A 14,457-nucleotide genomic window follows, 5' to 3' on the forward strand; every position below is an offset into this window, starting at 1 on the left:
GGGCCCGTTGATCCACTCGCCAATTGGCTTCTTGTGTTATGGGCCGTTCGTTCCGTATCTCTGTGCCGGTGCGCTGGGGGCAGGCGTTTGCGATGGCCCTAGCGGGGCTACTGCTGGGGAGCGCACTTGCGTCGTCGGCGCGGGCCCAGTCTTCCGACGCGGCCAAGCCGGAGTTTGGGGACGCGCTCGCAGCGGTTGACAGTCTCCGTGCAGCGGGCGCCTTCCCGGCCGCGCAGGAGCGCCTGCAGTCGCTGCGCGAGCAGCACCCCGAACGGGTCCCGGTGCTGTGGCGCCTCGTCTACACCTACGCCGACCTCGGACAGTCCACCGACGAGGAGGACGTGCGGGCGCAGTACTACAACAATGCGCTCAACGTGGCGAAGGCCGGCCTGGCAGCGGACTCAACCAGCGCCCGGGCCCACCTCGCAATGGCGGTGGCCCAGGGGCGGGCGGCCCTGGACGCCGGCACCCGCGAGCGCATCGAACGGTCCCGTGCGGTCAAGCGGCACGCGGACCGGGCCCTCGCCATCGACTCGACGCTCGACGGGGCCTACCACACGCGGGGCCGCTGGCACCGCGAGGTGGAAGACATTGGCTTCTTTCAGCGGGCCCTCGTCAAGACCGTGTACGGCGGGCTGCCCGAGTCCTCGATCGATCAGGCCGTGCGGGACTTTCGGCGCGCCCTGGAGCTCCGGGACCGGATCTTCCACCACTTGGAGCTCGGCAAGACCTACCGGCAGATGGACCGGCCGGACGCGGCGCGGCGCGAACTGCGGGCGGTCCTCGACATGCCGGCCGAGGAGCCCTTCGACCCGAAGTATAAGGACGAGGCGCGCCGGCTGCTCGACGATCTCGAATAGGGGCCATCGAGCGTTTTTACATCGAGCGTTTTTAACAGTGCGCCCGGAACGTCGGCAGGGGCGGTCGATGCCACTTCTGAGCCGTTGCCTGCGTCGCCCAATCGCCCGCCTGCATGCCGTATTCCGCCGAAATCAGTCGCCAGCAGCCCACCGCAATCCTGTTCTTGCTCGACCAGTCGGCGTCGATGCAGGAGCCGTTCGGCGGGGCGGAGAAGACCGGCGACGCCGCCCCCAGCCGGGCCCGCGTGCTGGCCGATACGGTGAACGACCTCCTGCAGAATCTGGTGCTGCGGTGCGCCAAGGAGGAGGGGGTGCGCGACTACTTCCACGTCGGCGTCATCGGCTACGGGCAGCGCGTCCGGCGCCTGGTCCAGCCGACGGAGGAGTACGACCCCGGCACCGGGCTCGTCCCCATCAGTCACCTCGCCGACCGCCCCCAGCGCATGGAGCAGCGGGTAAAGGAGGTGGACGACGGGGACGGCGGCACGACGGAGACGCGGGTCAAAACGCCGATCTGGTTCGATCCGCAGGCCAAGAACGGAACGCCGATGTGCCAGGCGCTCGACCTGGCGGCCCAGTCCGTGCGCGACTGGATCGACCAGCACCCGCATAGCTTCCCGCCCATCGTGCTGAACGTGACCGACGGGGAGGCGACCGATGGCGATCCGCTCCGCTACGCCCAGGAGCTCCGCTCGTTCGCGACCGACGACGGGGAGGTGCTGCTCTTCAACATCCACCTGTCCGCCTCGGAGGAGGCGCCGGTGGAGCTGCCCTCGGCCGCCGACGAGGTGCCAACGGACGACGAGTACGCCGAGGTGCTGTTTCAGATGTCGAGCCGCCTGCCGTTCTCCATGCGGTCCGCCGCCGAGCAGGAGGGCTACAGCGTGACGCTCGACACGCGCGGGTTCGTCTTCAACGCCGACCCGGTCTCGCTCGTCACATTCCTGGAAATCGGCACGCGGCCGAGCAACTTGCGGTAAGGGAGGCACGGTTTCGTCCAGTCCATGCATTGATGAGGGGCGTCCATGAGCGCGACCGCAGGGCCCGATTCGTCGGGGGGAGACGCGTCTGCGGTGGACGCCCGTGTCTGGGCCGTGTCGAAAGGCGATGCGAGCATGGACGCGTACGAGGACGCAGCGCATGTCCGGGCCGAGGCGTGGCCGGTCCGGGCCGCCGTGGCCGACGGGGCGACGGAATCGGCCTTCGCCGGGGCGTGGGCCGAGCGCCTGGCGTGCGGCGTGGTGGAGGAGGACGCAACCACCCCTGCGGCCCTGCGCCGGGCCGTCCCGGCGTGGCAGGCAGCGTGGCGGGACGCGGTCCGTGAGCGCGCCGCAGGGCGCCCCTGGTATGTCGAGGCGAAGGCGGAGGAGGGCGCCTTCGCCACGCTGCTGGGCCTGTCGCTGCGGGCCGGGGGGCAGTGGCGGGCCGTGGGCGTCGGGGACTGCTGCCTCTTTCGGGTGCGAGACGAGGCCCTCGTGCGGAGTTGGCCCCTCACCGCGGGCGAGACCTTCACGAATCGTCCCGCCCTCGTCCCCAGCCGCCCGAGTCAAACGCCGCCCACGCCCGAGGCTGCCTCGGGGGAGTGGCGCGCGGGCGATACCTTCGTGCTGGCCACCGACGCCGTCGCCGCCTGGCTCCTGAATTCGGAGTCCCCCGTCGGGCCCGCGACGGTCGGGGCGTGGAACGAGGAGCAGTTTCGGCGGGCCGTAGAGCAGGGGCGCACCGAGAACACGCTCCGCAACGACGACGCCACGCTCCTCGTCGCACACGTGACCGAACCACCGTCTCCAGGCCGGGAGGCGGCGGCACCGCCCATGAACCAATCGTAGGGACGAGACGCCCCGTCATGTCCAGCTATCCCACCCCGAGCGAGTACCAGGAGGCCCTCCAGGCCCCCGCCGTGGCGTTTGCGGACCCTGAGCTCCAAGACAGCACGCCCCGCACCAACGCGCTCGGCCTGCCGCAGCCCATCACCGGGTCGTTCGCCGCCGTCTTCCCGGTGACGACGGACTCGGGGGGGCGGTACGCGGTCAAGTGCTTCCTATCGGAGAGGCCCGCCCAGCACGCCCGGTACGAGGCCGTTGCCGAGGCCCTGGACGCGGTCGGCCACGACGCGTTCGTCGAGTTTGCGTACCAGCCGGAGGGCATCTCGGTGCGAGGGGACGCATATCCATTGCTCAAGATGGAGTGGACCGGGGGCACCACCCTGAACCGGTTCGTGGAGGACCACCTCGATCGGCCCGATGTGCTCGCTCGCCTGGTGGAGGCCTGGGCCCGCCTGATGGCGGACCTCGAGGACATGGACCTGGCCCACGGCGACCTTCAGCACGGGAATGTACTGGTGGAAACGGCGGGCGAGGCGCTGCGCCTCCGCCTCGTCGACTACGATACCATGTATGTGCCGGCGCTGGAGGGGCGGGCGAGCGCGGAGGTGGGACACCGCAATTACCAGCATCCCGACCGCACCGACGCCGACTTTGGGCCCGCCCTGGACCGGTTTTCCGGGCTCGTCGTCTACGCCGCCCTGCGGGCCTGCGCCGTCCGGCCCGAGCTGTGGGACGAGTACGACACGGGAGAGAACCTGCTCTTCCGCGACGCCGACTTCTACGCCCCCGAAGAGTCGCCCCTCTTCGACGCCCTGGCCGAGACCGAGTCCCTCCGGGCGCTGACCGGCGCGCTGCGGACGGCCTGCTACGTGGAGCCCGCCGACGTGCCGCCCCTGGCGGACGTGCGGGAGGGGCGGCTGGAGCCAAGTCAGGTCTCGGTCTCCCGGTCCCGGGCGCGGCAGGGGCGCGACGCGGCGGAGCGGAGCACGGCGGCCCGCGCCTTCCTGCCCGCGACGATCGGGGGCGGCGGGATTGCTCTTGGGCTGGCCGCGGCGGGGTGGGCCCTCACTGCCGCCGCGGTGCTGCTGGTTGGCATCGGCGTGGGGGCGGGGATCGTCGCGACGCGGTACCGGCGTCTCTCCCTCGTCCGGCGCCGCCGCCGACTGGAGCAGGAGGCCGACCGCTTCGCGTCCACGATCCGGGAGCTCGAGCGCGAGGGGGAGAGCCTCCAGGAGAAGCGCGCGGAGTTGCGCACGTCGATGGACGAGCGGCGGCAGGAGCGGCTGCGGGAGATTCAGGCGAAGGCGCTTCACGACCGCCTGAAGCACCACTTTGTCAGGGAGGTGCGGGACATCGACGGGCTCACCCACAAGCACGTCGTGCGGCTGAAGGCCGCCAACCTTCGCACCGCCTCGGAGGTCACGCCCGAGGCCGTCGAGGACGTGCGCCGCATCAGCGACCGGGCCCGCGCCCGGCTTAAGATGTGGCGGGCGGCGTTGGAGGAAAAGTACGCCGACGAGATTCCGGATGCGCTGTCCCCGGCCCAGGAGCGGCGCCTGCAACGCTACATCGAGCACCGGATCGATGATCTCGACGACCAGATCGGTCGCACCCGCGAAAAGATACAGACGCAGCGGACAGAGCGCGAGCGCATCAAGGACCGGCTCGACGAGATGCCGGACCTGAGCGTTGGGCGCTACGTGCGCTACCTGCTTCGGCTCGACACGCTGCCGGACCGGACGGAGGGCCCCCCCGTGCCCGCGCCGCGCTCCGGTCCCGAGTCGTCCACCGATCATGTGCCGGTTCCAGGGCCGGTTGACGAGGACCGCTCGTGGTGGGAATGAGTGCCGGGCGGCGGCCCCGTTGACGGAACGGCCCCGGACTACTCGTCTTCGTCCCAGAGGTCTTCCAGGTCGTCGATCGTCGTGTCCGACGGTTCCTCCTCGGGGGTGTCGTCGCCGCGCACGAGGGCGAGGATGGCGTTGTGTTGGACGATCATGTAGTTCGTCTCCTCGTAGCGCAGGTCGATCGCCTCATTGCCCATAAAGAAGGCGTAGTCGCCCGGGTCGGCCTGGAGCGGCAGGTACCGGACGGGCGTTTCGGACTCCTTCCAGGTTTCGCTCTCGCTGTACTCGGGATTCTGGGTCAGGTAGCCCGGCCCGGTTTTGACGACCCGCCCGCTCACCACCTCTCCCTGCTGGGATACCGACGCGGGCAGTACAAGACCGGTGTCCGTTTTGTCTTCGCCAGTCTGTGGCTCGATGAGAACGCGATCGCCGACGACAATCAGGTCCGCCATAAACAGGAGCGTGAACTCGTAGAGAGAACGGGGAACGGGACAAAAAAAGACAACGGACCCAACGGTGCCGTCGACTGCAGGTTCATGCTCCCGCTCGGTTTGCACAAAAACCATACGTGTCTTTGGCGCCGGGCCCGGACGAACGCGGGTGTCCTGGACTAGACGAACTGAAACACGGCGTAGACGAGAAGACTCACGACGCCCGCAGCAATGGCCATCAGCCGGATCGTGCGGTCAATCGGGTTCTCCATGGTGGGGGTGGAGGGACCAGAAGTGGTGAAGAAAAACACGATTGTCGGTTCCAAATGTACAAGATCGTCTCGTTTATTCAAACTGGGTGCACCGGAGGTTCATGCCTTCTTTTGAAAGCCGTTGCGGCTCGCAGGGCGACCCTGGCAGGGTGTGGAGGGCGGTGGATGAGCCTACGGGGCGTTAAAGTGGGCATGACCGCACGGTGCCCCTTATTCCGAGGGATGGGGGCGTGCCGCCGCGTCCACGTACCAGAGCAGCGCGGCCCGGGGGGCGACCTGGGCGGCCGGCAGCGACGAATCCTCTTGGTCGAGCACGCGGGCGAGAGCGTCTTCCTTCCCCGCGCCGGCCACGAGAAAAACGGCCCGCCGGGCGCCGTTGAGTACCGGCAGGGTGCACGTGAGACGGCGGGGGGGCTCGTGGCGGGGCGGAGCGGTCACGGGGCGGACCCACGCCTCGTCGGTGCGGCGCTGCTCGGGCGTGCCGGTTTCGGGGAAGAGGGAGGCCGTGTGCCCGTCGCCCCCGAGGCCGAGAAGGACCGTGTCGAATGTCGTGGAGCGGTCGGAGAACTGGTGCCGGAGCGTCTCCCCGTAGGCCGCGGCGGCCGCGTCGGGGGCGTCCAGGTGCGTCGGCATCGGGTGCACCTGGTCGGGTGGGATGGGGACGGCCTCAACAAGTGCATCATTCGCCATGCGGGCGTTGCTGTCCGGATGGTCGAGCGGGACGAACCGCTCGTCGCCCCAGAACAGATGGATCTGGGACCAGGGCAGGGGGCCCTCGGCCTCCGCCGCGAGCAGTTCGTAGAGGCGCCGCGGCGTGCTCCCGCCCGCCAGGGCGAGGGCGTAGTGGTCTCGTGCACGGAGGGTCTCCTGGATGTCGGCCGTCAGGTCCCGGGCCGCCGCCCGGCTTAGGGCGTCGAGGTCGGGAAACCGGCGAACGGCAGACGAGGGCGATGGGGGCATGTGGGGACGTGGATGTGGAACAAGGGCCGGATCCGTGCGGTGGCGTGGCGGCGGCAGGCTGCCATCGGCCCGGACGAGCATGGCAGTGGGACCGGCCTACGCCGGCTGCAGGCTGGGCTGGGGCGAGGTCGGCAGGGTGAAATAAAACGTGGAGCCCTCCTCCGGCGCGCTCTCAACGTGAAGTTCGCGGTCGTGGGCGGCGAGGATGTGCTTTACGATGGCGAGCCCCAGTCCGGTGCCCCCCTGGTTGCGAGACCGGCTCTTGTCCACGCGGTAGAAGCGCTCGGTGAGGCGGGGAAGGTGGTCCGGCGGAATGCCGATGCCGTCGTCCACGACCCGGATCACGACCTCGTCGTTTTGGCTCTCGGCCTCCAGCTGGACGGTACCGCCGTCCTGGTTGTACTTGATGGCGTTGTCCACCAGGTTCACGAGGACCCGACGGAGACGGTCGAAGTCGCCGTAGATCTGGGGAAGGTCCGGCGCGACTCGTTGCCGGGGCATAATGCCCTTCTCCTCCGCCCGAATCTCGACCGACTCGATCGCGGCGTCGAACAGCTCCGCCACGTTGAACGCTTCGTTCGACATGTCCAGCTCGTCCGTCTCGATCTTGGTAATGGTCGAGAGGTCGCGGGCAAGGCTGTCGAGGCGATTGGCGTGGTGGAGGATTTTTTTGAGGAACGTGCGGTTCACCGACTCGTCGTCCAGGGCGCCGTCCAGCAATGTCTCGGCGAAGCCCTGGACGGAAAAGATCGGTGTTTTGAGCTCGTGGGACACGTTTCCGATAAACTCGCGCCGGTAGCTTTCCATCGCCTTGAGCTCCTGGATTTCGGTTTCCAGGCTCTGGCCGGTGCGGTAGACCTCCCAGAGAAGCGTGCTCAGCTCGTCGCCGTGGGGGCCGGAGGGGGGCGTCTCGGCGGCAAACTCATGGGTGCGGATTTCGTGCAGGACCCCCTGGAGGTGGCGGAGGCGACGGTGGAGCCAGACGTGACTCGCGGCGTAGACGAGGACGGCGGTGCCCAGTCCGAGCAGGGCAGCGCCTCCGCCGGAAGCGCTCGACGCGGCCACTGCTCCCAGCCCGGCGATGAGGCCCGCCGTGGCCCCAAGCTTCAGGCCCAGGCGGCTCACGAACGGGGGGAGCCGGGGAACAAATGACACGGGCTCTGCGGGGTTATCAGAAACTCAACATGCGGTTGGATCGGATCATACTTTCTTGCCCCAGCTGCGCGTTCCACTGTCCAGGGGGCGGAGGCGTTAACAAACCGAAAACCGTCTCCGGCGAGACGCTACGGGGCGCTGGGGAGGCCCGCCTCGTCGTCGAGGGCGGGCAGGCGGTCGAGGAGCGAGGAGAGGGGCGGATCGTGCGTCTCTGCAAATAGCTCGAACGACACGCGATCGCCGATGGTGTCGAGGGGCCGATGCTCCTCGATGACGGGGCGGTAGGTCTCGTAGCAGTGGAGGGCCTCGCGCCCCGTTTCCAGGTCCTCGTCCCGAATGGGGACCTGGCAGTCAATGAGCGCTGGGGGGGAGTGCGAGAGGTGGGGCGGTCGGTCTGCGTCGTCGGCCGGAGGGAGCGTGTAGAACGCGAGGCGACGGGGAGAGGCCGCCCCGTCTCGACGAAGGGCGCACACCGCGCGCTTCACGACGGCGTGGGCCACGAGGTGGTCGGGGTGTCCACTAATCCCGTGGACGGGGTACGTGACGACCACGTCCGGCTCGTGAGCGTGGATGTGAGAGGTCACCTCGTCCTCCAGCACCAGTGGATTGAGCTCGGCGAGCCCTCCGTCCGGGTACTCCAGGACAGTCAGGGAGCTAAGGTCCAGGGTGGCCGCCACCCCCTGCATCTCCTCGTAGCGGGCCGCCGCCATGTCCGCCTTCGAGTACCCGAGGCGCTCCCGTTGCGACGTGGCCTCGCCCCGCGTGAGGGTGAGCAGGTGCACCTCGTGCCCTGTGCGGCGCTGCCGGGCGAGGGCGGGCACCGGGCCGAAGCATTCGTCGTCGGGGTGGGGAAAAACGTACAGCAGAGAGGCCATCGGGGGGCGGAGGCGTTTCGAAAAACAGCACACGTCCTCCTATGCACGAGCCGCCCGCGTGGTCGCCGCGAGGGCCGCGCGGGGGGCATCAGGACGAGGCCGGTCCCGCGTCGGACTCCTCGTCCGCCTCGAGGACCTCGTGGAAGACGGTCTGCCCGGTTTCCAGCATCCGGTCCACGTAGGGGTGGCAGAGCTGGCAGTTTTCGCCGAAGGTGACGTGGGCCTGGAGCTCCTCGATCGAGTCCGCCCCCGTGTCTTCCGCCACGGCCTTCAGGGCCGCGAACGTTTGCTCGTAGCAGTAGCAGCGGTCGATGGTCATTGTGGAGGGGACGCGGATGGGAAAAGAACTACTGGGACGGCGAGGGATCCGGGGCCGGCTCGCGCCGCCAGGCCGTGTCTCGATGAGAGCGATCAACCGCGGCGTGGAAGCGGTCCGGGTGGAGGATCTCGGCCAGAATGTCGAGGGAGGCCGCCAGTCGGGGCCCGGGCCGGTTGAAAAAGTGATTGCCATCGGCCCGGTACACGTGGCCGGTCTGCACGGCCCGGAGGGCGGTCCACTGGGGGTTGGTCCGGAGAACGTCCAGCTCCGCATCGGTCCGGGACAGGCCGAACCCACACGCCATCACGACGATGCGGTCCGGATCGGCCTCGTGCAGGGCGTCGAGGTCGCCGCGGCGACGGGCAAAGACCGGCGTCCCGCCCGCCGCCTCCAGGAGCGTCGGGACCCAGCCCCCGGCCCCCATCAGCGGATCGATCCACTCCAGGGCCGCAACCGTGGGGCGGTCGGTTGCGTCAGCGGGCGCCACCGCGTTCGAGGTCGCCTGCATCCGGTCGCGCATCCGGCGCACGAGCCGGTCGCCGCGGTCCGGGCAGCCGAGGGCCGCGGCCACGCGCCGGATGTCGTCGCGCACGTCCGCCAGGGACCGCGGCTCCAGGGCCACGACCGTCGGGGCGCCCTCGATGCGATCGGCCACCGCCTGCTCGACCGTCGGTAGGGACACGGCGCACACCTCGCACTGCGACTGGGTGAGGATGACGTCCGGCTGCAGGGCGTTCAGCCGCTCCACGTCCACGTCGTAGACCGACATCGCCTCGTCGAGCAGGGCGCGCACCCGATCGTCAATCTCGCGGCTCGATCCCTCGAGCGGGACCTTCGGGGCGGTCAGGGCGGGCAGCGCCTCCACGCCGGGCGGGTGGTCGCATTCGTGCGAGCGGCCCACCAGGTCGTCCCCGTGGCCGAGGGCGGCCACGATCTCGGTGGCGCTGGGAATGAGCGACACAATCCGGGGCATAGGGCTGAGGGAGGGTTACGCTGAGGCAGTAGTCGTGTCCAACCGGAGCGCCGGCACCCCCCGCTTCAGCAGGGCGACCCCGCCGAACAGTGCGGTCACGTACACGGCGTTCCCCGCGAGGCTGTTGGCGAGGTACGGCAGGCCGGCGACGTAGCAGGCCCAGAGGCCGGCGGCCGTCGGCGGGTAGGTGTCGAACAGCCACCACATCCCGAAATTGGTGACCAGGAAGAAGAGTAGCGACCCGGCCACGGTGGCCCCGGCGATGCGCCCCACGCTCCGTTCCGACCGAAGCCCGAAGCCGAGCACGCCGATGGCCGCGAAGCCGCCGTAGACGAACGGCACGAGCGCGTGGAACCCAATCACGAGGTCGCCCAGCAGCAGGGCCACGAGGGCCACGCCGAGGCCGACCCACCGGTTCGCAAAGTGCGCCCCGCCAAAGAGCGCCAGCGCGGCGATGGGCGTGACGTTGTGCGGGTGCGGGGCGATGCGGGCCGCCGCGGCGAGCAGCACGATGCCAGTGAGGACGGCGAAGCGAATGAGGCGATCACGAGATCCCATGGGACCAATTCGGGGTGTTTTCGCAGGGAAGGAGCGGTAGGGCCATGCTGAGTGTCTACTGGCTATCGCGCAAGAAGGCGATGTGGCCCGGGGTGTTGCCGGTTTTGAAGCGTGTGACTTCGTCTCCACTTCGGTCAAGGATGAGCGCGGTCCCGTCCGCCGAAAAGAGCGGTCCGCCAGCGTCGCCAACGGGAAGGCGTGTCACGTATAGGTCTTGCGTAACGGCGTCGTAGCCGACTGCAGTGAGATTGACAAGTTCATCGTCCTGTGGAACCTCTAAAGTCGCGTCGAGCACGTTGGTGTCGGTATCTACCCGAAAGATCTCACCAGTTCCCCCCAACGGGGGGCCTCCGAACGTCTCGACCCCACTGATGGCATACAGTTCCTCAGCCCCCTCCGAGTAATACGCCGACTGGGTCGCGTTCGCCGAGCCAATGGGGGCACCAAGCTCTACCCGGTCTTTGATCGTCTCCTCGATCGGGCTTAGGAACAGCACCTCGGAAGCCTGTTCGCCCCCGCCCTGGCAGACCACCGTCACCTCGTTCTCGCCGTCCACGAACACGCTCTTGGGGTTATCACAGCCGGAGAGGGACAGCGTCGTGTTTACGGTGTCGGCGTCCGCGTCGAGAACCGAGAGGGTGCCGTCCGCGGAATTCGCGACGAACGCCTTCCCGCCGGCAACGCCGATGCCCCGAGGCTCACGCCCAACATCAACCCGTTTCGTGACCGAGTTGTCATCCAGGTCGACCACCGACACAGTGCTCGGCTCGGGGCTAAAGTTCTCGTCGAAACGGCTCAGGTTGGAAACGTACCCCTTGTCCGCGGTCGGAAAGGCGATGTACCGTGGGGGACGCGGGTTCGAAACTTGGTCAATCGGCCCGAGCTGATCGGTGTCGAAGGTCGTGATCCGGCCGGCATTGTCAGCCTGTGTGTTGTCGACGACGAAGAGGCGGTCGTTGTGCAGGGCCAGGCTGTTGATGAACGCCACGTCGATGTCCTCGAGGGTGGCCGTAGAGTCGGTGGGGTCGTAAAGCGTAAGGGAGCCGTCCTGAGCACTGAAGTTGCCCGAATTGGCGATCACCACGTCCGTCGTCACGCGGCGGCCATCGTCGTCATTCGAGCCAAAGAGGTCGCAGCCCGTGAGCGACAGGGCGGCGACGGCCAGGAATGCGATCCAGACGGCAGGGCGGCGCAGCCGCACGGTCGGAAGAGACGCGAGAACGGAAGACGAGAAAGAAGAACGCATCGTCGATAGAGGTCAGGAAGAGGGAAAGGAAAAACGAAGTCGAAGGGTGGCGTGGCGGGGGGGCATGGGGTAGAGCCGCACGATTTCGTAGCGGCGGTCGAGCACGTTTTTGACCTGCGCCTCCAGGGCGAGCCGGCCCGCATCGAAGGCCCATTCGTAAGCGGCCCGGACGTCAACCGTCTGGTACGGCGCGAGGGATCTCGATTCGTCGGCGGAGTAGAAGCGAGGGCCCACGAGCCGGCCCGTCGCGGAGACGGACAGTCCTTGCCATTCCGCGCGCCCCCACAATTTCCACGTCTGTCGGGGGACGTAGGGCAGTTGCGCCCCGTAGGCCGGCGAGTTGGCGTTCGCCCGGTTTTCGGCCCGGGTATGTGTGAAGTGGCTGCCGCCGGACAGAGACAGCTTCGAACGCAGTTGTTGCCTGCCCCGCACGCTCAGCTCCAGGCCCCGGCTGCAGACGCGGGACACGTTGGACGGGCTCCACACCTGCACGCCGTTCGCCACGTAGCTGGGCCGCCACACGATCTTGTCGGTCAGGCGTGTGGCAAAGGCGGTGGCCTCCACCGTGAGGAGGGCGTCGGGGCGCGCGAGGCGGAAGGACACGCCGCCTTCCGTGGTCCAGCCGTCTTCGGGCTGGAGCCCCGGGGTGCCCCCCGGCTCGTAGTAGCGTTCGTTGAAGGTGGGGTAGCGGAAGGCCCGCCCCACGAGGCCGCGGAGCGTGAGGCCGACATCGTCGAACGGACGCCAGCGGACGCCCAGGCGAGGGCTCGGCACGATGGTGGGCTCGCCGTTCGCCCCGATGGCGTCGAGTCGCACCGCCGGCTGGAGCTCAAACGGAGCGAGGGAGAGGGTCGCGTCCACGAACGTGGCTCCGGACACCCGGTCAACCCCTCCGTCCAGCGAGGCGTGATCGTAGCCGACCGTGGTGCCCGCCGTGATCGACCCGAGGGACGAGAGGGGATAGCGGAGTTCGGCGTCCGCGTCCGTGGCCGTCGTGACGGTCGTGCGGTCGGTCTGGGTCGGGGGGTTTCGGTAGCGCAGGCGGGAGCGCTGTCCCTGCGCCGAGAGCTCGAGGGTGCCTGCCCCGAGGGGCAGGGTGCCCTCCGTCCACACCCGCCCCAGCTCGTCCCACTGACGGGCCCCGCCGCTGCGTGCGCTGGCCGGCCCCGGAAGGCCGCGTCGCGCCTTCGTCCACCACCCCGACAGGCGCCACCGCTGCGTGTCCCCCCGCCATGTCCCCCGCCCGAAGAAGGTCATCGTGCGGGCGCCGGCCCCGTTCCGCCGCAGCGTCTGCGTGGGCACCAGAAACGAGTTGCGGTACTGAAAGTCGCCGTCCGTGCGGTAGTAGCGCCCCGCCACCAGCCCGGACCAGGAACCCTGCCCGCCCGACGCGAGGGCCGACACGTGGCGCTCGTCGTACGCGCCGCCGCCGCCCGCCACGCGGAGGAGCGGATCGGTCTGTGGGCGCAGCGTGCGGAGGTGGACGGTGCCGCCCAGGCTCCCGGAGCCGTGCCGGGCCGACCCGGCCCCGTGCTGCACCTCGACCGACTCGATCAGCAGGGTGGGAAGCAGCGACAGATCCACCTGGCCCGTCTGTGGGTTCGCCACGCGCAGGCCGTCGAGCAGCACCTGCGTCTGCGTGCCGCCCATGCCCCGCATCGAGAGGGTGGCGAGGCCCGTGCTCCCGTACTGCTTGACGAACGCCCCGGAGCGCATCGACAGGAGGTCGGCCACCGACTGCGCGCCGCTCGCGGCCACGGCGTCCGCGTCGAGGGTCGTGACGTGGGCGGCCGCCGGGATGGAGGCGGCGCGGTCCAGAACCCCTTCCACCGTCACCTCGGGGAGGGTTACGGACATTGCGATGGACGAGTCCGGCGGTTCCGAGACGACCGGGGGGCGCCGCGTCGTGTCGGCGGGGGCGGGCGCCTGGGCCCACCCGGGGACGGGCAGCAGGAACGCCGAAGCGATAAGCAAGACGAGTGCAGCCATAGAAAAAGCCCTCACCTCAGTACAGAGGCTCGGGCGGCTGCACGGGGCCCACAAAGGCCGCCCCCACGTCCGCTACAGGAGGGACGGATGGGGCAGGATCGGCGTCCGCTACAGACGGGACGCACGGAAGAACGGGGCCATAATCGGGGCAGGCACGCCACAAGCCTCTGGTCCCGGAGGTTGTTGGCGGTGAGAGAATCCGCGATGGCGGTCGGGATCCTCGTCACGCACACAGGCAGGTCTCCTGGCTCGTCGAACCCACGGGCCGCGGCGAACGCGGCGGCCCCGTGGTCAACGGACACGCTCGGCGGCTCCCCTTCCCGCCACGACGAGCCGTCCCAACGGTGGGTGTTGGGGTCACTCGGTCGGGCAGTGGCGAACCGCCTCCAGCGCGCGTCCGTCGTTCGATTCACAGTTGCGGGTACAGCCCCAGACTGGCCGTGGCGGAGGACTGAAGCGCAGTCGACAAGACGAGCTGAGCGCTTCGGCGTGCGCCAGGGCGGCACTGGTGTTCCCTTTTCATCCCGCCCGGCGGGCGCCGGGCGAGAACCTGTGACGTGTGTGAAAGAACGGGGTTCAAATACAGTCTCAATGTAGACGCTCGGCGCGGCAAAGCACAATCCCTTCACGGGATCTTTCGTGTACGCGCTCGGGGGGCGAAAGGCGTCACTGACCGCGGAGGCGCCGGGCCAGTTTCGCGGTGCGCGCTGTGTCGTGCGGGAGGGGGGCTTCGTCGCGGGGGAGCTCAAGGGAACTGAGGTCCGTCTCGTCTAGGGAGGAGAGCCCGCCGGACTCGTCGTGATCCGCGATCCAGGCCTCGCTGGTGACAATCGTTTCCAGGTTCTGCACGCGCTCCTGCAGGGCATCCCGTTCTGCTTCCAGGCGGGCGAGGCGGTCCTGTAGTCCGTCGATCCGGTCCTCAACCTCGCGCGTGGAGCTGCCCAGTTCCCGATGCTTGGTCTTGAATTTGAGCCACTCCTTGTACCCGGCGAGAGCGATGCCCAGGATGGGGATGGCGAAGACCATGACGACCGCAACCAGGGGAATGAGAGACATGGGCATGGCGCCGGGTTTGAATCGTTGAAGTAACACAATCATACGCCGCCGCCTTCATTCCTGTTGCACAGAGTGCAGTGGGCGAGGAGG

The 14,457-nt window shown here is 68.8% G+C and carries 14 protein-coding genes and 1 riboswitch; of the genes, 4 read left to right on the forward strand and 10 right to left on the reverse strand.

Annotated features, from left to right (window positions below; genetic code table 11):
• Positions 1-38 precede the first annotated feature (38 nt).
• The 4 genes from OJA40_RS12575 (at position 39) to OJA40_RS12590 (ending at position 4,530) form a co-directional block, all read left to right on the forward strand.
• Positions 39-860: a tetratricopeptide repeat protein gene (locus tag OJA40_RS12575; RefSeq protein WP_208426604.1), complete on the forward strand. Its 822-nt coding sequence runs from the start codon at positions 39-41 to the stop codon at positions 858-860.
• 113 nt (positions 861-973) lie between these two features.
• Positions 974-1,840: a vWA domain-containing protein gene (locus OJA40_RS12580; protein ID WP_103016583.1), complete on the forward strand. Its 867-nt coding sequence runs from the start codon at positions 974-976 to the stop codon at positions 1,838-1,840.
• Between the two features lie 45 nt (positions 1,841-1,885).
• Entirely contained in the window at positions 1,886-2,689 is an 804-nt protein-coding gene (locus tag OJA40_RS12585; RefSeq protein WP_208426603.1) for a protein phosphatase 2C domain-containing protein, read from the forward strand.
• A gap of 17 nt (positions 2,690-2,706) precedes the next feature.
• Positions 2,707-4,530, forward strand: a complete 1,824-nt coding sequence (locus tag OJA40_RS12590; RefSeq protein WP_263810823.1) for a hypothetical protein — start codon at positions 2,707-2,709, stop codon at positions 4,528-4,530.
• A gap of 38 nt (positions 4,531-4,568) precedes the next feature.
• Here OJA40_RS12590 and OJA40_RS12595 read toward each other — a convergent pair whose 3' ends face one another.
• From OJA40_RS12595 to OJA40_RS12640, 10 genes are all read right to left on the reverse strand, one after another.
• Positions 4,569-4,985 (reverse strand): co-chaperone GroES, encoded by a 417-nt coding sequence (locus OJA40_RS12595; RefSeq protein ID WP_103017888.1) that lies wholly within the window; start codon positions 4,983-4,985, stop codon positions 4,569-4,571.
• 461 nt (positions 4,986-5,446) lie between these two features.
• The gene (pgl, locus tag OJA40_RS12600; protein ID WP_263792551.1) at positions 5,447-6,196 is read right to left on the reverse strand and encodes a 6-phosphogluconolactonase; all 750 of its coding nucleotides are present in this window, start codon (positions 6,194-6,196) and stop codon (positions 5,447-5,449) included.
• A 96-nt stretch (positions 6,197-6,292) separates the two neighbouring features.
• On the reverse strand, positions 6,293-7,351 hold the full coding sequence (locus OJA40_RS12605) for a sensor histidine kinase (RefSeq protein WP_208427590.1): 1,059 nt from the start codon (positions 7,349-7,351) through the stop codon (positions 6,293-6,295).
• A 128-nt stretch (positions 7,352-7,479) separates the two neighbouring features.
• Positions 7,480-8,226 carry a PIG-L deacetylase family protein gene (locus OJA40_RS12610; protein WP_208427591.1) on the reverse strand — a complete coding sequence of 249 codons (747 nt, stop codon included), beginning with the start codon at positions 8,224-8,226 and terminating at the stop codon, positions 7,480-7,482.
• Between the two features lie 88 nt (positions 8,227-8,314).
• Positions 8,315-8,545 (reverse strand): (2Fe-2S)-binding protein, encoded by a 231-nt coding sequence (locus tag OJA40_RS12615; RefSeq protein WP_208427592.1) that lies wholly within the window; start codon positions 8,543-8,545, stop codon positions 8,315-8,317.
• Between the two features lie 28 nt (positions 8,546-8,573).
• Positions 8,574-9,518, reverse strand: a complete 945-nt coding sequence (locus OJA40_RS12620) for a cobalamin-binding protein (protein WP_263810825.1) — start codon at positions 9,516-9,518, stop codon at positions 8,574-8,576.
• A 15-nt stretch (positions 9,519-9,533) separates the two neighbouring features.
• Complete coding sequence (locus OJA40_RS12625) at positions 9,534-10,076, reverse strand: DUF6580 family putative transport protein (RefSeq protein WP_208427688.1); 543 nt, start codon at positions 10,074-10,076, stop codon at positions 9,534-9,536.
• Positions 10,077-10,131: 55 nt separating this feature from the next.
• Positions 10,132-11,322, reverse strand: coding sequence for a YncE family protein (locus tag OJA40_RS12630; protein ID WP_208427687.1), 1,191 nt, complete (start codon positions 11,320-11,322; stop codon positions 10,132-10,134).
• 12 nt (positions 11,323-11,334) lie between these two features.
• On the reverse strand, positions 11,335-13,311 hold the full coding sequence (locus OJA40_RS12635) for a TonB-dependent receptor plug domain-containing protein (protein ID WP_263810826.1): 1,977 nt from the start codon (positions 13,309-13,311) through the stop codon (positions 11,335-11,337).
• Positions 13,312-13,528: 217 nt separating this feature from the next.
• Positions 13,529-13,879: riboswitch (cobalamin riboswitch) on the reverse strand.
• Between the two features lie 98 nt (positions 13,880-13,977).
• Complete coding sequence (locus OJA40_RS12640) at positions 13,978-14,367, reverse strand: hypothetical protein (RefSeq protein WP_263810827.1); 390 nt, start codon at positions 14,365-14,367, stop codon at positions 13,978-13,980.
• Positions 14,368-14,457: the final 90 nt, after the last annotated feature.

The sequence above is a fragment of the Salinibacter pepae genome (assembly GCF_947077775.1).
GTDB classification, from domain to species: domain Bacteria; phylum Bacteroidota; class Rhodothermia; order Rhodothermales; family Salinibacteraceae; genus Salinibacter; species Salinibacter pepae.

What these genes read in the sequence shown, in the direction of transcription:
- OJA40_RS12585 (WP_208426603.1), top strand. Translation starts at nt 1,886, where the DNA reads ATGAGCGCGACCGCAGGGCCCGATTCGTCGGGGGGAGACGCGTCTGCG.
- pgl (WP_263792551.1), bottom strand. Translation starts at nt 6,196, where the DNA reads ATGCCCCCATCGCCCTCGTCTGCCGTTCGCCGGTTTCCCGACCTCGAC.
- OJA40_RS12630 (WP_208427687.1), bottom strand. Translation starts at nt 11,322, where the DNA reads ATGCGTTCTTCTTTCTCGTCTTCCGTTCTCGCGTCTCTTCCGACCGTG.
- OJA40_RS12590 (WP_263810823.1), top strand. Translation starts at nt 2,707, where the DNA reads ATGTCCAGCTATCCCACCCCGAGCGAGTACCAGGAGGCCCTCCAGGCC.
- OJA40_RS12610 (WP_208427591.1), bottom strand. Translation starts at nt 8,226, where the DNA reads ATGGCCTCTCTGCTGTACGTTTTTCCCCACCCCGACGACGAATGCTTC.
- OJA40_RS12580 (WP_103016583.1), top strand. Translation starts at nt 974, where the DNA reads ATGCCGTATTCCGCCGAAATCAGTCGCCAGCAGCCCACCGCAATCCTG.
- OJA40_RS12625 (WP_208427688.1), bottom strand. Translation starts at nt 10,076, where the DNA reads ATGGGATCTCGTGATCGCCTCATTCGCTTCGCCGTCCTCACTGGCATC.
- OJA40_RS12595 (WP_103017888.1), bottom strand. Translation starts at nt 4,985, where the DNA reads ATGGCGGACCTGATTGTCGTCGGCGATCGCGTTCTCATCGAGCCACAG.
- OJA40_RS12615 (WP_208427592.1), bottom strand. Translation starts at nt 8,545, where the DNA reads ATGACCATCGACCGCTGCTACTGCTACGAGCAAACGTTCGCGGCCCTG.
- OJA40_RS12620 (WP_263810825.1), bottom strand. Translation starts at nt 9,518, where the DNA reads ATGCCCCGGATTGTGTCGCTCATTCCCAGCGCCACCGAGATCGTGGCC.
- OJA40_RS12640 (WP_263810827.1), bottom strand. Translation starts at nt 14,367, where the DNA reads ATGTCTCTCATTCCCCTGGTTGCGGTCGTCATGGTCTTCGCCATCCCC.
- OJA40_RS12575 (WP_208426604.1), top strand. Translation starts at nt 39, where the DNA reads ATGGGCCGTTCGTTCCGTATCTCTGTGCCGGTGCGCTGGGGGCAGGCG.
- OJA40_RS12635 (WP_263810826.1), bottom strand. Translation starts at nt 13,311, where the DNA reads ATGGCTGCACTCGTCTTGCTTATCGCTTCGGCGTTCCTGCTGCCCGTC.